The sequence below is a fragment of the Rufibacter radiotolerans genome (genome assembly GCF_001078055.1).
Taxonomy (GTDB): domain Bacteria; phylum Bacteroidota; class Bacteroidia; order Cytophagales; family Hymenobacteraceae; genus Nibribacter; species Nibribacter radiotolerans.
In genome coordinates this window covers 1,755,295-1,775,207 of record NZ_CP010777.1, presented here as the reverse complement: position 1 = coordinate 1,775,207, position 19,913 = coordinate 1,755,295, and the positions used below count along the sequence as shown (strand labels likewise).

Sequence of the window (19,913 nt, the reverse complement as noted above, 5' to 3'; positions counted from 1 at the left end):
ATAAAGCAGACTCGCTCATCAACGCATACTCTCCCCTTGAGGGGAGCGCAGAGGGGTGTTTACATCTTCTGATGCGCGCATTCTTGGCAAATTCTTACTCGCTAATGGGAGCGAAAATTTTGATTATGGTTACCTGCAATTCTGTTCTCGTGTGTAAGCACCCCTCTGCCTCCCCTCATGGGGAGAGTCTGCATCTTGAACGGCTTTTAACTACTGGCTGGCAGGGTGGCTAATTCCATTGTTCACTATAAAATAAATGAGAATCCCGTTTTAGGGGTGTTTTTCTAAAAACACCCCTAAAACGGGATTCTCATTTTAAGGAGCAATCTTTAATATTCCAGCAATTCCTTAATTGCCGTGAACACTTTATCTGCGTTAGGCAGCATCATTTTTTCCAGCTCCACATTCAGAGGAACAGCCGGTAGGTTCTCAGCACCCAAGGTAAAGACAGGGGCGTCTAAATGGGTGAAACAGGTCTTGCCTATGCGGCCCGCCAGAGACTCCGCGAAGGAGTTCATGAGCGGCTCTTCGGTGAGCACCAGCACTTTGCCATGACGTTTCACAGAAGCTTCAACGGTTTCATAGTCAAGGGGGTTAAGCGTACGCAGGTCAACAATCTCTACCGAACCCGGCACCAATTTGCTGGCCGCTTTGGCCCAGTACACGCCCATGCCGTAGGTAATGACCGTGAGGCTATTGCCCAACCGTATTTGCTCGGCGCTGGCTTCCTGCACTATGTTAGCCTTGCCCAGTGGCAAGATATAATCAGAAGCAGGCTCAGTGGTTTTGGCTTCTTCGGTGCCCGGCACTTTGGACCAGTAAAGGCCTTTGTGCTCCAGCATCACCACCGGGTTAGGGTCCAGGAAGGCCGCTTTCATCAGGCCTTTCATGTCGGCGGCGTTGCTGGGGTACACTACTTTTATGCCCCGAATGTTAAGCAAGGTAGACTCAATGCTGCCTGAGTGGTACGGTCCGCCCCCGCCATAGGCGCCAATGGGCACCCTGATCAAAGCCTGGATAGGGAATTTTCCCATGCTCAGGTAACAGCTTTTAGAAAGTTCTTCCACCAGCTGGTTTATGCCCGGCCAGATATAATCCGCGAACTGGATCTCCACAATTGGCTTGGCCCCCACCGCCGACATGCCCGCGGTAGACCCCACAATATAGGCTTCCTGAATGGGCGTATTGAAGACCCGGTTATCGCCGTATTTTTTGGCCAGCAAAGCTGCCTCCCGGAACACGCCGCCCAGTTCCCCGCCCACATCCTGGCCGTAGAAAAGCGCCTCGGGGTACTCTTTTAAAATATCATCAACCGCATGTAGGGCCGCGTCTACCATAGTGGTTTTCTCGGCATTCTGCGGGCTGCGGGTTCCGGTTTCCGCAGTGATGGGAGTAGGCGCAAACTCATGCAGATCAAAGGTGGCCGGGTCTGGGTTGGCCGCGGCCAGCGCTTGTTCATAATGGGCCTGCACTTCCAGTTTTACTTCTTCGGCCATAGCCGATAACTCTTCAGCGGTAAGCCCTTGCTCCACCAATTGGGCATCTAACTTAGGTAGCGGGTCCTCCAGGGCGTGTTGGGTCAGGTTGTCGCCGCGGTACCATTCCCGGCGTACGCCAGACGTGTGGTGGCCCAAAAGGGGACATTTGGCGTGCACCAGCACCGGTCTGCGTTCTTCCCTTGCTACCCTAAAGGCTTCCTGCATGCCCAGGTAAGAGTCAGAAAAATCAGAACCGTCTACGCGCAGGCGCTCCATGCCTTTAAAACCAGCCGCGTATTCATAGGCGTCCATAGCCCGCATCTCAGAGCCTTTGGCTGAGATACCCCAGTCGTTGTCCTGCACCAGATAAATGATAGGCAATTTTTTGAGCACCGCCATCTGGAACGCTTCAGCTACCTCTCCTTCGGTCACCGAGCCATCGCCCAAAGAACAAACCACTACGCGGCCCTCATTGGCAGCCATGATTTCCTGGGACTCTAGATACGAAAGCGCGTGCGCCATGCCCGTAGCCGGAATTGCTTGCATGCCCGTGGCCGAGCTTTGGTGAGGTATAATAGGGAAACCTTCGCGCCGTAATGACGGGTGGCCGTAGTAGGTGCGGCCGCCGCTGAAGGGGTCGTCGCGCTTGGCCATGAGCTGCAGCATTAATTCATACGGCGACAAACCCAAGCCTAAGAGAATAGACTCATCTCGGTAATAGACAGACAGATAATCTTTTTCCGTGAGGTGAAACGCCGTGGCCAGCTGGATGGCCTCATGGCCGCGCGAGGTGCTGTGTACGTATTTACTGCAAATAGCTTTGTTTTCTTCGTAGGTATCGGCCATCGCTTTTGCTGTGAGCATCAGGCGGTAAGCTTTTACCTGTATATCTAGATCAACTTTGGGAGAGGATTCCACCATTGTCTGGTTCATAAGCTAACATTTGTTTGTTTTCTAAATTACGGGTAATCCTGAAGAAAGCAAAATAAGGAATTTGCGGCTCTCTCCCATTTATAGGCTATTTTTGCCAAAACGGCTCTAAAACAACCCTCTTTGCACCTATGAAAGATACGATACAACGCTGGTTTAAGTCATTTCAGGAACGCCTTTGCCAGGATTTAGAAGCCTGCGATGGGATTGCTAAATTTCAGGAAGACCATTGGGAAAGGCCCGGAGGCGGCGGAGGCGCGGCCCGCGTGATCCAGAACGGGGCCGTGTTTGAAAAAGGTGGCGTGAACTTCTCGGCGGTAGAGGGTATTTTACCTAAGCTTGCCGCGCAAGCCCTACACCTGCCCGACCCGCATTTCTTTGCCACGGGCGTGTCGGTGGTCATGCACCCAGAAAACCCGCATGTGCCCATCACACACATGAACGTGCGCTACTTTGAGGCGGGCAACGGCGAGGCCTGGTTTGGCGGCGGCATAGACCTTACGCCCATTTACGTAAACCAGGACCAAGTACGGTTCTTTCACCAGCAACTCAAAGCCACCTGTGACCGCTTTCAGCCTTCTTATTATCCAGAGTTCAAGAACTGGGCCGATGACTATTTCTATATTCCGCACCGTGAGGAAACCCGGGGCGTAGGCGGCATTTTCTTTGACCGGTTAACGGCTACTCCTGAGATCTCCCTGGAAGAACGGTTTGAATTTGTGAAAGCCGTAGCCGACACCTTTGCCCCTACCTATACTGCCATTGCCAACCAGAACAAACAACTGCCTTATTCTCAAGCCGAAAAAGACTGGCAACTGATCAGACGCGGCCGGTATGTGGAGTTTAACCTGGTGAATGACCGGGGCACAAAGTTCGGGCTGGAAACCAAGGGCCGCACCGAGTCCATCCTTATGAGTTTGCCGCCTCTGGCTAGCTGGCAGTACAGCCATTCCCCGGAGCCCGGCTCCCCGGAGGCCCAGGCTTCTGAATTCTTCCGGAAAGGAATTGACTGGGTCAACCTATAACCCGCCATGGAAAGACTAAAAGCCTTTGACCAGGCCTTATTTCTGGAATTCCATAGTTACCGGTCTTCGTTCTGGGACGTGGTCATGGTCACCATCTCCAACAAATTTGTCTGGCTGCCTTTTTATGTAGTCTTGATTGTGTTGCTGGTATATTTTTACAAGCGGCGGGGCTGGCTGATGGTGCTTTGCCTGGGAGCGGCGGTAGGCCTGGCAGATTACATTTCCTCCGGCATTTTAAAGCCTTATTTTGCCCGGCTCAGACCTTGCCATGACCAATTACTGAATGGTGTCGTGGATGCCATAGACGGCTGCGGAGGTCGGTTTGGGTTTGTCTCTTCGCATGCCGCCAATGCTTTTGCCGTAGCCATTTTTGTGTACATGCTTCTGCCGCACCGGCAATGGCACCTGAAAGGCGTGTTGTTGGTTTGGGCCGTGGCCATCTCCTATAGCCGGGTATACCTGGGCGTGCACTACCCCGGGGATGTTCTGGCCGGGGCGCTGCTTGGCATTGGCGCCGCCCACCTGGCCCTGGTCGCCGACCGGCAAATCCATAAGCGGTTTCCGTTCTGGCAGAAGTAAGCTTGTCTATTCTCAAATCCGTTTTGGGCCTGTTTTTCTGAATACAGGCCAAAAACGGATTTTACTTTTGAAGCAACCTGGCTACGTACTTCCCAATGATATCAAACTCCAGGTTCACCTGGTCGCCGGGTTTCACCGCGTGTAGGTTAGTGAACTCATAGGTGTAGGGAATAATGGCCACGCTGAAAAAGTCTTCGCCAGATTCTACCACCGTCAGGCTAATGCCGTTCACGCAGATAGAGCCTTTCTCCACGGTCATGTGCCCCGCGGATTGCGGCTGGTACGAAAACCTAAAAAGCCAGCTTCCATTCTGGTCTGTGACTGATTCACAAATACCCACCTGGTCTACGTGCCCCTGCACAATGTGCCCGTCATAGCGGCTGTTAGCCAATAGGCAACGCTCCAGGTTCACCGTATCACCGGGCGTAAGCTGCCCCAGGTTAGTCCGGGAAAGCGTTTCCGCGATGGCGGTCACGGTATAGGTATCCCCTTCCAGGGCCACCACCGTCAGGCACACCCCGTTATGGGCCACGCTCTGGTCAATCTTCAACTCATGGGTAAAGGGGCAGCGCAACGTGAAATGACGGTTCGACTGGTCTTCCCTAACCTCCAATACCTCAGCTTGTGCTTCTATTATTCCGGTGAACATTTTAAATGAGTGATTGAGTGGTTGAATGAATGAGAGAAGGATGTAAAGTTGATGATGTACATGAATAATGAATTAAAATAAGCGATTTCAATAAAGAAGACTAACTAACATTCTTCTAATCACTCATTCTCTCATTCATTCAACCACTCATTTAATTACTTCCCTCTCCCCTGAACAATGATTTTAATGGTGTAGAGCATCACCCTGAAATCCATGGCCAGGGACATGTTTTCTATGTATAGGATGTCGTATTTGAGGCGTTTCACCATTTCCTCCACGTTTTGGGCATACCCGAATTTTACCTGGCCCAGCGAGGTGATACCCGGACGGACCCGGTGCAGGTGTTTGTAATGGGGTGCCCTTTGGGTGATAAGGTCAATAAAATGTTGCCGTTCGGGCCGGGGTCCCACCAAGCTCATATCGCCAATCAAGACGTTGTAGAATTGCGGGAGCTCGTCTAACCTCACTTTTCGCATAAAACGGCCCAGTTTGGTTACCCGGGGGTCTTCATCAGAAGAAAGAGAAGGTCCATCTTGTTCGGCGTTTACGCACATACTTCTGAATTTGTAGATCCGAAAGGGTTTCCCCTGCCAGCCTACCCTTTCCTGAGAAAAGAATATGGGCCCTGGGGATGACAGCTTTACCAGAAACGCCAGGGAGATATACAAGGGGGAGAAAAAGACAAGCACGACCACCGCGGCACTTAGGTCTATGACCCGTTTCAGGATTTGCTGCCACACCGGTAAGAGATCACGCTTCACCTCAATTAAGGGCGTTCCAAAAAGGTGGGCCACTTTCACAGAGCCTAGCAAGATCTGGTACACATCAGGCAAAATACTTATCCTCACGGATTCCCCTTCCAGGTAACTCAGGATTAACTCAATAAGTTTATGCTCAGAAGGTTCAATAGCGATCACCACTTCCTCTACCTGGTGACTCTTGATGACGGCCGGCAGTTTATGGAAGGACCCCAGGGACGGGATCTGTTCCTGGAAGGAATGCGGCTGGGAAGGCACACTCTGCATAAAGCCCACTATCTTAAGGCCCAGGTGGCGGTTATGGTTGATGAGTTCATCATATACTTCGCGGGCGTTGCTGCTTGAGCCCACCACCAGGGTATTGAAAAAGATCTTCCCGTCCAGCACCAGTTCCTTTAAGTGGTGCAAGGTAATCATCTTGAAAATGACGGAGAACAGGAAATGCAGCAGGAAATAGAGGCCTACCGGCTCATAGTACACCGAATAATCTGGAATGACAGGGTCTTCCAGCAGGAAAGCCAGGAAGATGACTACCCCTCCGCTTAAGGAGATGCCCGCCAACAATAAAATTTCCTTGAACCTGGACAGGCGATAGATATTCCGGTAACGGCCTAACAGCGCATACAGGATTACCCAGAAAGAGGCCACCAGAAAAGACTTGCCCAGGAACTGGACTCCTATACCCTCTCCGGACCCTGCAAACGGGGAATTGATGCAGAGGTAAAAGACAGACCACGCCAGAAAAGCTGCTACAAAATCTCCTAATACAAGCTTATAAGTATGTAGGGTATGGTTTAAACGCATGGTGTTTCTTGTAAATGACCCATCAGAGGCAGCCATTCTGCTACAAAGCTACATTCTAAATCCAAACCTTCCTTAAAATTTATTAGGAGAAAGGTTATATGGCTTATTCCCGAATTAGTGTGTTAATTCGCCTCTTGGCTGCGAAATTCGTACCAGATAGTAGAACCACTTATCTATGCTCATAGACAGTTACAAACATAAAGGCATGCGCAAAAGCCTGGTGCGCATTGTCCATGAAAAGGGAATCAGGTCCATGAAAGTATTAAAGGCGCTTGAGCAAGTGCCCCGCCACTTTTTCTTTGAAAAAGCTTTTGTGGAGCAGGCCTACCAGGACAAAGCATTTCCTATTGGCGAAGGCCAAACCATTTCGCAACCTTATACTGTGGCCTACCAGACCGAGCTCCTGGATGTGAAGCCCACCGACAAAGTGCTGGAGATTGGCACCGGCTCTGGGTACCAATGCAGCATCCTGCTCCAGCTCACGCCCAACGTCTATACTATAGAATATAACAAGCCCCTTTACCTTAAAGCTCAGCGGCAATTCCAATTAATGGACCTGCACCCGCAGGCATTTCTGGGCGATGGCTCTGAAGGACTTCCCGATCACGCCCCGTTTGACAAAATTCTGGTCACAGCCGGGGCGCCTATCATCCCTAAAACCCTTTTAAAGCAACTCACCATTGGGGGCATGCTGGTGATTCCGGTAGGTGATACTGCGGTTCAGAAAATGCTGCGGGTAACGCGCCTGGGCCAGGAGGAATTCACAAAGGAAGAATTTGATAACTTTAAGTTCGTGCCGCTGTTGGGCAGCCAAGGCTGGAAATAACCTCTTTAATAGTAAGGGAAAGAACCAACTTCTTCCCAATCTTTCTCTGCAATAAAAACTGAAGGCTTTGGTATTTGGACTGTATCTTTGTGCCTAGAAACTACCCTTCTCTTTATGCGCAAGCAGAAAAACGTCAGAGACTCTTATGTCCGCATGACCGAACTGGTCCTGCCCAACGATACCAACACCCTGCACAACCTAATGGGAGGCCGCATGATGCACTGGATGGACATTGTGTCTGCCATTGCCGCCCAAAAACATTCCAACCGCATTGTGGTGACCGCCTCCGTTGACAATGTATCCTTCCGGGAAAGCATTAAACTAGGCAACGTGATCACCCTGGAAGCGCAAGTAACCCGCGCCTTCAGTACCTCTATGGAAGTGCATATTACCGTTTGGGCCGAGGATATCCCGTCTGGCACCAAGGTAAAGTCTAACGAGGCGTATTTCACCTTTGTGGCGCTGGATGATGCCGGCAAACCCCTGCCCGTACCAGAAGCCATGCCCGAAACAGAGGAAGAAAAAGAGAAATACGCAGGGGCCTTACGCCGTCGTCAGCTTAGACTCATCCTGGCCGGCCGTATGAAACCCAATGACGCTACCGAACTGAAATCTCTGTTTGATATAAAGGACTGATTTCCCTTCGTTTTCTTAAAAACAGGCCCAAAACTGAATGGACGCTTCACACCCAGATATCCCTTTCCTGCAGGAGCTTTACGGGCAGGATACCCTTTACTTTATCCCGGAGCCTATTAGCCAGGAGGCTGTTCCCTTAACGGGTGCCGCGGTGGTACCGTCCATCCCGGCAAACCCAAAAGCAGCCACGCCAGAGATGCCGTCTGTACCACCAATTCAGCCAGAAGCGTCGGTGGTTGAAAATTCTACCCCTGTTTCAACGACACCAACCAAAGAACCCATCAAATGGCTGGGCGAGGCGGTGAAAGGCACTTATCTGTTATTTGATGTTCCCGAGGATGTTTTCCAGCAATTGCCACAGCACCTGTTCCTGCAGAAAGTAATGGCGGCCGTTGGGCTTACTACCAGGCAGATCCAGTTCGGGAAATTGTCTACGGCTCTGGAACATGATGTGAAGCAGATTGCCGCCAAGCAGCAGGCGCAACATATTATCTTGTTCGGCCAAGGGCTTCCGGTGGCCAACCTGGCCAAGATGGAATTCTACCGCATGTACCGCTCCGGGGACTCTCGGTTTGTATTGGTGGATTCCCTGGCGGATATTGAGAAAAGCGTGGACCTGAAGAAAAAACTTTGGGACGTGTTGCAGAAGATTTTCCTGCAGTAGGCTTTAAGCTGATTGGAAGGAAAAGCAGGAAAAAGTTTTAAGCCAGGAAGGCCACGTTGCCAATTCACTTCCTATTTCTGGTGCAAGGATTCGCTTTTGTTTTAACCCAGGCCGCTTTTTGCCCTGCCTGCCCCCCTGTTATTTATATTTTTGCCATCCTGATAGGACCTTTTAGGCGTACGGCAGTAGCGTGTAATTAATGTCATTACGGTTCGCTACCAAGATCCTTTCAGGATGACAGAGAGAGGTAGAGAGGTAAGAAGTAGAGAGAGAGAAATAGAGAAATAGAGAAATCGAGTTTGTCTTCGAACCCCTGCGGGTGTTTGCGCCAAAAAGGGCTTGTTTGAAAAACTGTAAAAGGCTCGCTTTAGGAACCACTGGACAAAAGGAAAGGCCCGGATGAAAATTCATCCGGGCCTTTCCTTTTGCGTTTTAAGCCTGTTTTCAGAAAAACAGGCTTAAAATAGATTGATTTACTAGTAGTTACCTATTTCAACAAAGAAGCCAGTTTTTCTTCCAGGGCTGCGCCACGCAAATTCTTGGCGATGATCTTGCCTTCTTTGTCTAGCAACACAGTCTGCGGGATAGCGGTAATGCCATACAGGCCGGCGGCGCTGCTTTCCCAGCCTTTCAGGTCAGAAACATGCGGCCAGGTCAGTTTATCGGTGGCAATCGCTTTCAGCCATTTACCGCGGTCCTGGTCCAGGCTCACCCCGAAGATCTCAAAGCCTTTGTCTTTGTACTTGTTGTACATGCGCACCACGTTCGGGTTTTCCTGTCGGCACGGTCCGCACCAACTGGCCCAGAAATCAATCAGGACATATTTTCCTTTCAGGCTGGACAAAGCAACTTCTTGCCCTTCAGGAGAAGGAAGCTTAATATCTGGGGCGACGCTGCCCAGGGCGGTGGCGCGCATCTGGCTTAGACGGGCCTCCAAAGCCTTGGTGTATTTTGAGGCCGGGAGCGTGGTTTTAAAAGCCGTGGCCATGCTGTCTACAAAGGGGAACTGCTCATCCAGGTTCAGGATGTTGCCGGCGGTATACACAGACACCACAGATTTGGGGTTCGCCTTGATAAAAGCCTTAAGCTTGTTCTGGTTATCCCGCTGAATAGCCAGAAACTCATCCTGCAGCTTTTTCATCTCCTCCTGGTTGCCAGATGCCGATGCTTTCTGGAACCGGTCGTTGAGGGCCATGGAACTGGTCTGAATGGCTTGCATAATGCCGTTGAGTTCCTTGATCAGCTCAGAATCCTTGGAGCCTTTCACAGAGTAGGTTTGGGCCACTTTCCCAGAATCAGCGGTGATCTCAATGCTCTGGTTGTCTACCACCAGCATGATGCCTTCCTGGTTATCAAAGGCAAGCTTATAGATGGCCGGCTCAGTTACGGTGCCCTCCATCACAAAGGTCCCGTCTTTGTTGATGCTGGCGGTGTCTTTGGGTACAAAGGCCTGCTCGCCCAGCTCATCCAGATAGACCTTGCCGGTGGTCATGTTGTTTATCTTACCTGAGATGCGGTAGGTCTTATCCGTATCAGTGGTGGTGACACCTTTCTTCTGGCAGGCCCCCAACAACGCTAACGCGGCTGCTGCTAAGATGATTTGTTTCTTCATAGTTTTATAGAGGTGAACCTATTTATCAAGGCTCTCTTTCAATAACTTATTCGCGATCTTAGGATCGGCTTTGCCTTTGGTCTGCTTCATGAGATCACCCATGAACATGCCCAGCAACGACGCTTTGCCGGCTTTGTATTCCGCCACTTTCCCGGGGTTGGCTGCCAGCACGCTGTCAATGATGGCCTGCAGGGCACCTTCGTCAGACTCCTGCACCAGGTTCTGCTCGGTGGCTACCAGCTGCGCGGTTTTGCCGGGGTTTTCTAGCAGATACGGAAAAATCTGTTTGGCCGCCACGGTGTGGCTTACTTTGTTGCTGTCTACCAGGGCGATGACCCCGGCAATTTGCTCCGGTTTCAAAGGGAACGCCCCCATGTGCAACGTCAACTCGTTCAGGTAACTTTTTACCGGACCGCTCATCCAGTTGGCGGCTGCCTTGTAGTTCTGAGTGTGCTGGCACAGCTGGTCAAAGTACAGGGCAATGTCTTTGCTGTCTACTAACACGTTGGCGTCATAGTCAGACAGGCCGTATTCCTGTGTAAAGCGGTTATGCAATTCCTGCGGAAGCGCGGGCATGCTTTCCTTCACCGAGTGCAGCCATTCCTCAGAGATGATCACCGGCGGAAGGTCCGGCTCCGGGAAGTACCGGTAATCATTCATGGTTTCTTTGGAGCGCATGCCGGTGGTGGTGCCGGTGTTGGCGTCAAAGTTCCGGGTCTCCGAGTCAATAACTCCCCCGTTCTCCAAAATCTCAATCTGACGGTCGATCTCATGTTCAATGGCGCGCTGCACATTCCGGAAGGAGTTCATGTTCTTCACCTCCACCTTGGTGCCCCACTTGCTGGCGCCTTTCTTCATCACAGAGATGTTGGCGTCACAGCGCAGAGAGCCTTCCTCCATGTTGCCGTCGCAGATCTCCAGGTACTGCACCAACTTCTTGATCTGAGTCAGGTAGGCGTAGGCTTCCTCAGAATCCCTGATGTCCGGCTCAGACACAATCTCAATCAAAGGCGTACCGGCGCGGTTCAAGTCTACCAGGGTCTCGGTCTCTCCGGCCAAGTGCATGGATTTTCCGGCATCCTCTTCCATGTGGATGCGGGTAATGCCAATGCGTTTTTCGCCGCCATCCTTGGTTTTGATATCCATGTAGCCCAAAGTGCAGATAGGCGTCTTGTCCTGCGTGATCTGATAGCCTTTAGGAAGATCTGGGTAGAAGTAGTTCTTTCGGGCGTACAGGTTATGGCGTCTGATTTCACAGTTAGTAGCCACGCCCATTTTCATGGCCATCTCCACCACCTTCTTGTTCACACGCGGCAAAGTACCCGGGTGGCCCAGCGTGATCACGCTCAGGTTGGTGTTGGGCAGCATGCCGTACTCCGTGGAGTCTGAGGAATATGCCTTGCTCTCAGTCAATAACTGCGCGTGTACCTCCAGACCAATAATTGCCTGGTACTGGGAACGGATGTCTTCGTTCATGTTTTTCTAGTAGCACGTATCACGTAGCACGTAACACGATTTTTGTTTTGGGTCTATTTTCCGGAAAACAACCTTAAAACGGCTTTGTTTTCTTCCTATTCTTTTCTTTGGCGCGAGTCTGGAGACTCGCGCCAGTTGGTTGCTAATATCTGTTTTGAGCCTGTTTTCTAAAAAACAGGCTCAAAACAGAATTTCCTTATTGCACCAGCGCCTCCGCTTTAGCTAAGGCAGCGTCTAAGCCTGCTACTTCCTTGCCCCCGGCCGTGGCGTAGAACGGTTGCCCGCCGCCGCCGCCTTTAATCTCTTTGGCTAGTTCCTTGATCATCTGCACGGCGTTCAGGCCTTTGCCGGAAACCACTTCATCTGACAACATAACGGCTAGTTGAGGCTTGCCGTCTACGTTGGCGCCCAATACCAGCACCAGGTTGTTAACCACGCTGCGCAGGTCAAAGGCCAGTTTCTTGAGGTAATCGGCGTTGCTTACGTCTACGCGGGCGGCCAGGAAATTAACGCCGTTTACGGAGCGCACTTCAGAGGCCAGCTTTTCTTTCTGGGCCGTCACCTGCTTTAGTTCAAAGGCTTCCAGTTGCTTGCGCAAGGCCGCGTTCTCGTCCTGCAATTTCTCAATGGCCTTGCCGAACTCTTTCTGTACGCCCAATACCTGCTTTACTTCCTCAAACTGCGTGATCTGCTCGTCTACAAACTGCTCGGCCACATCGGCGGTGACGGCTTCTATACGGCGTACCCCGGCAGCCACCGAGCTTTCACTTACAATCTTGAAGAACCCTATGTTACCGGTGTTTTGCACGTGAATACCGCCGCACAATTCAATGGAGTAATCACGGTTAAAGGTAATCACCCGCACGAAGTCGCCGTATTTCTCACCAAACAAAGCGGTGGCGCCCAGTTTCTTGGCATCCTCAATTGGCACGTTCCGGCGCTCGTCCTTTTCAATGGATTCTCTGATTCGCTGGTTCACAATATGCTCTACCTCACGTAATTGCTCCTCGGTTACCTTGGTGAAATGCGAGAAGTCAAAACGAAGAAGCTTATCACTGACCAAAGAGCCCTTCTGGTTCACGTGGTCACCCAAAACCTGCTTTAAGGCTGCATGCAGTAAGTGTGTGGCCGAGTGATTTTTCTTGATGAGTTCCCGGCGCTTGCTGTCTACTTTGGCTATTACCGGTGCCGAAAGGTCTTTGGGTAGATCTGCCGTGATGTGCACAATCAGGTCATTCTCCTTCTTGGTGTCCAGCACTTTTACAGAGCCAGAGGTAGATTCCAGCACACCGGTGTCGCCAACCTGTCCGCCGCTTTCGGCATAGAAAGGCGTGCGGTCCAATACTACGTGGAATTCTTTTTTGTTTTTGGCGGTCACTTGGCGGTACCGGACAATTCTGGCTTCCACCTGGTCGGCGTCATAGGCTACCCACTCTGTTTCCACGTCTGGCTGTAGTACTACCCAGTCGCCCTGCTCGGTTTGGGCGGCGTTGCGGGAGCGGTTTTTCTGCTGTTCCATCTCGGTGGTAAACCCAGATTCGTCAATGGAGAAACCGTGCTCTTTGGCAATAAGGGCCGTTAAATCCAGCGGAAACCCGAAGGTATCATACAGTTCAAAGGCGGTCTTGCCGTCAATGATATTGCCATTGGCTTTAAAGGTATCCTGTAATGCTTCTATTCTTTTCAGGCCGTTCTCCAGCGTACGCAGGAAAGCGTTTTCTTCTTCCTCAATCACGCGCTGCACAAAGGCCTGCTGCGCTTTCAGTTCCGGGAAAACATTCGCCATCTGGTCGGCCAGTACCGGCACAATGGTGTTCAGGAAAGGCTTCTTGAAGTTCAGATAGGTAAATGAATACCGCACCGCGCGGCGAAGAATCCGGCGGATTACGTAGCCCGCCTTATTATTGGACGGTAACTGCCCGTCAGCGATGGTAAAGGAAATGGCCCTTATGTGGTCGGCGATAACCCGGATGGCAATGTCAACTTTTTCATTCTCGCCATAAGTCACACCGGCTTCCTTGGCAATGAACTGAATCATCGGCTGGAAAACGTCGGTGTCATAGTTGGACTGCTTGCCCTGAATGGCCATGCACAAACGCTCGAAGCCCATGCCCGTATCTACGTGCTGCGCAGGGAGTTTCACCAAAGAAGCATCGGCTAAACGGTTGAACTCCATGAACACGTTGTTCCAGATTTCCACCACCTGCGGGTGGTCATTGTTCACCAACGACTTTCCATCTACCTGTGCCCGCTCTTCGTCAGATCGCAAATCCACGTGGATCTCAGAACAGGGACCGCAGGGACCGGTATCGCCCATCTCCCAGAAGTTATCCTTCTTGTTGCCCATTAAGATGCGGTCTTCGGCAATCATGGTCTTCCAGATGTCAAAGGCTTCCTGGTCCATGGGTAGGTTCTCAGAAGCATCTCCCTGGAAAACCGACACGTACAGCCTGTCTTTGGGCAGCTTGTACACCTCTGTCAATAATTCCCAGGACCATTTCAGAGCATCCTGTTTGAAATAATCTCCAAAGCTCCAGTTCCCCAGCATCTCAAACATGGTGTGGTGGTAGGTGTCATAGCCCACTTCTTCCAGATCATTGTGCTTCCCAGACACCCGCAGACACTTCTGGGTATCGGCTACCCGCGCGTACGGCGCCGGCTTGTTGCCCAGGAAATAATCCTTGAACGGGGCCATGCCCGAGTTGATGAACATGAGCGTAGGATCGTCTTTTACCACAATGGGCGCCGACGGAACAATCTGGTGGCCTTTGGAGGCGAAGAAATCTAGGAACTGCTGACGTATCTGAGCCGAGGTCATGTATTTAAATAATAGCTTTGTAATAGGAGGCGCAAAGTGTTGTAAATGCGAAAGAAAAAACGAATTTTTGCCTTTTAAGCACGCATCGCCTCCTTTGCAAAAGTAAGCTTTTTTAGCAAAAGGGCGTTTTAGTTAAGAGTTAAAAGTTTAGAGGTAGAAGTTAGCTCTATCCCTTCACCACTCTTAACTCATCACTTTTAACTTTTAACTTTTAACTTCCACAAAGTGCCTTACAAAGAACGAGACATAGAGAAGCAGTATTACAGCATTGGCGAGGTAGCCGCCATGTTTGAAGTAGCCCCGTCCCTGATCAGGTTCTGGGAGACCGAATTTGATATTCTTAAGCCTAAGAAGAACAAGAAAGGCAACCGCCTTTTCTCGCCTAAAGACATTGAGAACCTGCGCTTTGTGTACCACCTGGTAAAGGAGCGTGGCTATACCATACAAGGCGCCCGCGAAATGCTCAAAACCCGCGGCGTGCAGGCCCGCGAGAAATTTGAGATGGTACAAAGCCTGGAGAAAGTGAAGGAGTTTTTGATCAGTATCAAATCGCAGTTGCCGTAAGGAGTTCTGAATTGACAGGAGCCTTAGAAAGTTCGAGCTTTCATATTTACCATTCACCTATAAAACCGTTTTGGGCCTGTTTTTTAGAAAACAGACCCAAAACGGTTTTCGTTAACACCTCTTGTTGCCCTTCGTAACAGGAAAAACGCATGACTCAGTACTCCCGATTCAGAACTCAGGACTCAAATCCCCAGGATTTGCTCTACCAGGTGGCCTTGCCGCTTATTCCCCAGGTAGGGGGTGGTACGGCGCGGACCCTGGTGAATTATCTGGGTACCCCTGAGGCCGTTTTTTCTGCGCCAAAAGACCGTTTGGCCAAAATACCGCGCATTGGCGAGGTATTGGTCCGCAGTATTCTGGCCAACAAAGAGGCAGCGCTAAGGCAAGCAGAAGAAGTGATTCTAAGGGCAGAAAAGGAGGAGGTGCAGCTACTGTATTACACCAACACGGCCTACCCCGACCGGCTCCGCGATCTGCCAGACGCCCCGCTCCTGCTGTATTACAAAGGCACGGCCAACCTCAATGCCCCCAAGGTCATCAGTATTGTGGGCACCCGCAAAAGCACGGAGTATGGCCGGGTAGTGACGGAGCAATTGGTGCAGGACTTGGTGAAGCATAACGCGCTGGTGGTAAGCGGACTGGCCTACGGGATTGACATCATCTCCCACAGGGCCGCCCTAAAGGAAGGACTGTCCACCATTGGCGTGATGGCCAACAGCCTGGAAACCATCTACCCTACCGTGCATACCCGTGATGCCGAACGAATGCTGCAGCAGGGCGGCTTGCTTTCAGAGTTTCCGTTCGGGACCAAGCCCGATGCCCCGCGTTTTCCCTCGCGTAACCGCATTATTGCCGGCATGGCCGATTGCACCATTGTGGTGGAGTCTACCAGCAAAGGCGGCTCCCTTATCTCCGCAGACATCGCCCATAGTTATGACCGCGAAGTGATGGCAGTGCCCGGACCTATCACCTCAGAGACCTCACAGGGCTGTAACCAACTGATCAAAAGCCTCAAGGCCGTTCCCTATACCAGAGCCAAAGACCTGGAAGAGCTCCTGAACTGGGACAAAGCCCTGGCTCCCGCCTCCCTGCCAAAACCTGTACCTGCCCTTGACCTTTCGGGGTTCCCAGCTGAACAGCAGCAGGTGTTGCGGGTTTTGCAGCAGGCCGGACCCACCCATATAGATGTTTTAAGCAGACATACCCAGTTTACCATGGGACAGCTTTCCTCTGTGCTTTTCACCCTGGAGATGAGCGGCCTGGTCAAAGGCATGCCCGGAAAACTATATGGCCTGGTCTAACGCAAGGATGATTACCTGAGGTAATTCTTAATTCTTAATTACTAATTCTTAATTATAAAAGGTGTTCCTGCTCTACAACGGTGAGATTATTCCAGAAGAAGACCTCTGTTTGACGGTCTCTAACCGGGCGTTCCAATACGGTGATGGCTTCTTTGAGACCTTGCTTGGGTCTTACGGAAAGGTAAGGTTCTGGGCAGACCATTTGGCGCGTATGAAGGAAGCCTGCGAGACCTTGAGGTTAGAGCTTCCCGAGGTGTTTCTATCAGCTGATTTCCCAGACCAGCTATTAAACTTGGGCAAGCAAAACGAATGCACCTCCCAAGTCAGGTTTAAGTTGAAAGTCTGGCGCTCCGGCGAAGGCTTGTACACGCCCCAAACCCACCAAGCAGATTGGCTGGTGACAGCCCAGCCTTTTTCAGCGCCCGCCACCACGCCTTTGGAAGTAGGCATTTGTACATCTATTACCACCATCCCCTCTCCTTTTTCGGCGTTCAAAGGGATTAACGCGCCGGTATACGTACAGGCAAGCATAGAAAAGCAGGAACGAGCTCTGGATGACATGCTTTTGCTAGACCCACTGGGAAATGTAGCCGAACTCACCTATTCCAATATTTTCTGGGTCAAGGAACAAACCCTGTTCACCCCGGCCTTGGCCACCGGCTGTTTGAATGGGATCATGCGCAGAAACGTAATCAGGTGGGCACTGAAGAAGAACTGGCCGGTCAAGGAAGGATTTTTCCAGTTCCCAGTTTTAACAGACGCTGACCTTGTCTTCAGCGGAAATGTAACCGGTCTGCGGGCCCTCAGTTCCCTGGAAGGGGAAGAACTATCTATGGACGTAGAACTGCTGGAGCAACTGGAGCAAGAGTTCTTGTCCCGTTAATTTTCTAGTTTAAGCTTATTTTCAGAAAAACAGGCTCAAAAGGGAATTATTCCACTGGCTTTATTTCTTTGGCTTTACTCCCTCCCTTGACCTTTCCCCCTGACAGGACACCACCTGAAGTAGGTTCGGTCTGTCAGGGGACAGACCGAGGAGGTGGAGGACATGGGCTTAGGAGCAAAAAAAGTAATGTCTTCTCGTTTTGGGGGTGTTTTCTGAAAAACAGGCTCAAAACAAGATCATGCTTATTTAGCCGCCACCTGGGCAGGCGTGTTGGCTTCCCATACCCGAATAAAGTTGCCGCCTAAGATTTTCTCTATGTCCTTCTTTTTGTAGCCTCGCTCCAGCAGTGCCTTGGTAATCATGGGGTACGTGCTCACGTCCTCCAGCCCGGTGGGCGCCGAGGAGATGCCGTCATAGTCAGAGCCCAAGCCTACGTGGTCAATCCCGGCCACCTTCACCACGTGGTCTATGTGGTCCAGTAGCACCGACAAAGGCGGGTTCAGGGTCCTGGTTTCTTCCGGGAACTGCCGGTAAAGCGCTGCCCTTAGTTGCAGGCCAGTAAGGCCTTTCGCCTCCAGGGCTTTAATTTCCGCCTGGTGACGGTTGGTGAAATCTTTCACGCGCTGGTTATAGGAGCTGTCCAGAAACTCAGAGAAGAAGTTAAGATGGATCACCCCGCCGTTTTTAGCCAGGGCTTTCAGTTGGTTATCCTTAAGGTTACGGGAATGCGCGCATAAGGCGGCGGCGCAGCTATGGGAGACCAGAACCGGTTTGGTGGTGGTCTCTATCACATCCCAGAACGTTTGCTCCCCCACGTGCGACAGGTCCACCAGCATGCCCAGGTCGTTCATGCGGTGTACCACCTGTTTCCCGAAGTCATTCAGCCCTTTTTTCCCGTTAAAGCCCGTGCCTTTGGTTTCATCGGCGGCCGAAGAAGCCCAGGAGGTGCTGTTGTTCCAGGTAAGGGTCAGGTAGCGCGCCCCGCGGCGATAGAGGTGATTAAGGTTGTCCAGATTGTCTTCTATCATGTGGCCGCCCTCTACCCCGGTCAGGGAGGCAATCTTGCCTGACTTTACGGCCGCGCGCATCTGGGCGGGCGTGGCTACCAGTTGAAGTTTGTCGGGGTTGCGGCGTACCAGGGCCTCCAGGCTGTCTATCTGCTGGTTGGCAAACGCGAAGGCACGGCCGCTGCCGTAGGTCTCGTCACAGAAAACGGCAAAGATCTGCACATCCATTCCTCCTTTTTTCAGGCGGGCTAGGTCGGTGTGGGCTTTACCCGTCAGGTCCGTCTCCACGGAATGCCCTTCAAAAATCACCTGCGACAAGACATCATTGTGGGTATCTACCAAGATGGCATTCTGGTGCAAGGTCTGGTAAGAGCTGGAACAGGAGAAAAGAAAACCACCTGCCAGAAGGGAAAAAGTGAAAGAAGCTGCTTTTTTGGCTGCGCCCATGGGAATTGAATCTAATGCGAATCCTAGTTTACACAAAAAACCTGCGCTTTGCAAAAGAGGGCCCTGAGGGGCAAGGGGCCTTTATATTAAAAGGATTTACTTCCCTTAAGGCTTGCCCTTAGCATTCTGTTTTTGAGCCGTTTTTCAGAAAACAGGCTAAAAAGAGAATCCTGCCTCCAAAAGCCAAAGTGGCCCAGGAAGCAGGATCCAAATGATGACACCCAGGTCTAGCCCAGGTATCTCCCCTCAATATTCTCTAAATATTTCTGTGCCGAACCAGTGTTGAGCAACAAGACCTTTTCCTCGGCGTGAAGCCAGCCGCTGGCCAATAATTTACGGGCGGCCATCCAGACAGCGGCTCCTTCAGGGGCCACAAATAGACCTTCCTTCTGCCCTAGCTCCCTGAGGCCTTCCAGCATCTCGTCTTCGGTAATGGCAATGGCGGTCCCGCCAGATTCCTGTAAGACCTGCAGCATGAGAGGCTCACCCAAAGGTCTGGGCACGGCCAAGCCGTTGGCAATGGTGGGTAAGCCGTTATAGTGCTGGGAGTTTTCCTGGACGCCTTCAAAGGTATCTACCAAGGGTTTGCAATTCTGGGCCTGTACCGCCACCATGCGCGGCAGGCGCACGTCTTTGTCTAGCCAGCCCAGGGCAATCATTTCTTTAAAGGCCTTCCAGATGCCAATGAGCCCGGTGCCACCACCCGCCGGATACAGAATTACGTCAGGGAGCTGCCATTGCCCTTGTTCGGCAATCTCATAGCCCATGGTTTTCTTTCCTTCCAGGCGGTAAGGCTCTTTGAGCGTAGAAACATCCAGCAAGTGCCCGTCTTTGTTTAAAGTGCGGGCCTGGGCGGCGCAGTCATTGATCAGGCCATCCAGCAAATGGACCTCGGCGCCGTACCAGTAGCATTCCTCTTTAAAAGCTTTGGGCGTGTGCCGCGGCATCACTACCACCGCCGACATGTTGGCTTTGGCACAATAAGCGGCCATGGCTACCCCTGCGTTTCCGGCCGTAGGAATAATACAGCCCTCTACCCCCAGCTCCAGCGCCTTAGATATGGCCATGCTCAGGCCGCGGGCTTTGAAAGACCCTGTAGGGTTCTGGCCTTCGTCCTTCAGGACCAAATGCTCAAACCCATACATTTCAGCCAGGTTTTTTAATTCCAGTATGGGCGTAAACCCTTCGCCTAATGACACTTTGAAGCGTTCATCCAGCACGGGCAATAACTCCTGGTAGCGCCACATGGTGCCTTCTCTTCCTTTCAAAGACTCCTTGGAAAAACTGCTGGGGATGTCATACTGGGCCAACAATGGCATACCGCAGCAATCAGAGACGCGCTGCAGAATAGAATATGGGTAAGGCTGGCCGCATTTAGAGCAAGTTAGGCGGCTAAGGGTGCTAAGGCTGGTGGCGAAGGTGGTGGTCATATGCATGGCTTATTCTACGGCAAGTA

General features: G+C 51.5%; 16 protein-coding genes. 8 read left to right on the top strand and 8 right to left on the bottom strand.

Translation table 11 applies throughout. The annotated features are described in order from the left end of the window. Positions 1-329 precede the first annotated feature (329 nt). A complete protein-coding gene (locus TH63_RS07385) occupies positions 330-2,399 on the bottom strand; it encodes an alpha-ketoacid dehydrogenase subunit alpha/beta (RefSeq protein ID WP_048920388.1) in 2,070 nt (689 codons plus the stop codon). 140 nt (positions 2,400-2,539) lie between these two features. Here TH63_RS07385 and hemF point away from each other — a divergent pair, with 140 nt between their 5' ends. After that, complete coding sequence (gene hemF, locus TH63_RS07380) at positions 2,540-3,433, top strand: oxygen-dependent coproporphyrinogen oxidase (protein WP_048920387.1); 894 nt, start codon at positions 2,540-2,542, stop codon at positions 3,431-3,433. Between the two features lie 6 nt (positions 3,434-3,439). Beyond that, entirely contained in the window at positions 3,440-4,012 is a 573-nt protein-coding gene (locus tag TH63_RS07375; protein WP_048920386.1) for a phosphatase PAP2 family protein, read from the top strand. A gap of 61 nt (positions 4,013-4,073) precedes the next feature. Here the strand turns inward: TH63_RS07375 and TH63_RS07370 are convergent, their stop codons facing one another. Beyond that, positions 4,074-4,661 carry a riboflavin synthase gene (locus TH63_RS07370; RefSeq protein WP_048920385.1) on the bottom strand — a complete coding sequence of 196 codons (588 nt, stop codon included), beginning with the start codon at positions 4,659-4,661 and terminating at the stop codon, positions 4,074-4,076. A gap of 155 nt (positions 4,662-4,816) precedes the next feature. Continuing rightward, positions 4,817-6,223, bottom strand: coding sequence for a sugar transferase (locus TH63_RS07365; RefSeq protein ID WP_048922655.1), 1,407 nt, complete (start codon positions 6,221-6,223; stop codon positions 4,817-4,819). A 175-nt stretch (positions 6,224-6,398) separates the two neighbouring features. On the opposite strand from TH63_RS07365, the gene TH63_RS07360 reads away from it, so the two are divergent. The 3 genes from TH63_RS07360 to TH63_RS07350 all read left to right on the top strand — a co-directional run bounded on the left by TH63_RS07360 (position 6,399) and on the right by TH63_RS07350 (position 8,349). Continuing rightward, on the top strand, positions 6,399-7,049 hold the full coding sequence (locus TH63_RS07360) for a protein-L-isoaspartate(D-aspartate) O-methyltransferase (RefSeq protein WP_048920384.1): 651 nt from the start codon (positions 6,399-6,401) through the stop codon (positions 7,047-7,049). Between the two features lie 114 nt (positions 7,050-7,163). Then, on the top strand, positions 7,164-7,685 hold the full coding sequence (locus TH63_RS07355; RefSeq protein ID WP_048920383.1) for an acyl-CoA thioesterase: 522 nt from the start codon (positions 7,164-7,166) through the stop codon (positions 7,683-7,685). A gap of 37 nt (positions 7,686-7,722) precedes the next feature. Beyond that, entirely contained in the window at positions 7,723-8,349 is a 627-nt protein-coding gene (locus tag TH63_RS07350; RefSeq protein ID WP_048920382.1) for a hypothetical protein, read from the top strand. Positions 8,350-8,836: 487 nt separating this feature from the next. Here the strand turns inward: TH63_RS07350 and TH63_RS07345 are convergent, their stop codons facing one another. The 3 genes from TH63_RS07345 to alaS all read right to left on the bottom strand — a co-directional run bounded on the left by TH63_RS07345 (position 8,837) and on the right by alaS (position 14,255). Then, the gene (locus tag TH63_RS07345) at positions 8,837-9,961 is read right to left on the bottom strand and encodes a TlpA disulfide reductase family protein (RefSeq protein WP_048920381.1); all 1,125 of its coding nucleotides are present in this window, start codon (positions 9,959-9,961) and stop codon (positions 8,837-8,839) included. An 18-nt stretch (positions 9,962-9,979) separates the two neighbouring features. Next, the gene (gene gatB / locus TH63_RS07340) at positions 9,980-11,437 is read right to left on the bottom strand and encodes an Asp-tRNA(Asn)/Glu-tRNA(Gln) amidotransferase subunit GatB (protein ID WP_048920380.1); all 1,458 of its coding nucleotides are present in this window, start codon (positions 11,435-11,437) and stop codon (positions 9,980-9,982) included. 196 nt (positions 11,438-11,633) lie between these two features. Continuing rightward, entirely contained in the window at positions 11,634-14,255 is a 2,622-nt protein-coding gene (gene alaS, locus TH63_RS07335) for an alanine--tRNA ligase (RefSeq protein WP_048920379.1), read from the bottom strand. 225 nt (positions 14,256-14,480) lie between these two features. Here alaS and TH63_RS07330 point away from each other — a divergent pair, with 225 nt between their 5' ends. The 3 genes from TH63_RS07330 to TH63_RS07320 all read left to right on the top strand — a co-directional run bounded on the left by TH63_RS07330 (position 14,481) and on the right by TH63_RS07320 (position 17,003). Beyond that, positions 14,481-14,819: a MerR family transcriptional regulator gene (locus TH63_RS07330; protein WP_048920378.1), complete on the top strand. Its 339-nt coding sequence runs from the start codon at positions 14,481-14,483 to the stop codon at positions 14,817-14,819. Positions 14,820-14,968: 149 nt separating this feature from the next. Further along, positions 14,969-16,120, top strand: coding sequence for a DNA-processing protein DprA (gene dprA / locus TH63_RS07325; RefSeq protein WP_048920377.1), 1,152 nt, complete (start codon positions 14,969-14,971; stop codon positions 16,118-16,120). Between the two features lie 61 nt (positions 16,121-16,181). Further along, on the top strand, positions 16,182-17,003 hold the full coding sequence (locus TH63_RS07320; RefSeq protein WP_048920376.1) for an aminotransferase class IV: 822 nt from the start codon (positions 16,182-16,184) through the stop codon (positions 17,001-17,003). A gap of 242 nt (positions 17,004-17,245) precedes the next feature. Here TH63_RS07320 and TH63_RS07315 read toward each other — a convergent pair whose 3' ends face one another. Beyond that, positions 17,246-18,457, bottom strand: coding sequence for a dipeptidase (locus tag TH63_RS07315; protein WP_053093753.1), 1,212 nt, complete (start codon positions 18,455-18,457; stop codon positions 17,246-17,248). 227 nt (positions 18,458-18,684) lie between these two features. Next, a complete protein-coding gene (locus TH63_RS07310) occupies positions 18,685-19,893 on the bottom strand; it encodes a threonine synthase (RefSeq protein ID WP_231583564.1) in 1,209 nt (402 codons plus the stop codon). Positions 19,894-19,913: the final 20 nt, after the last annotated feature.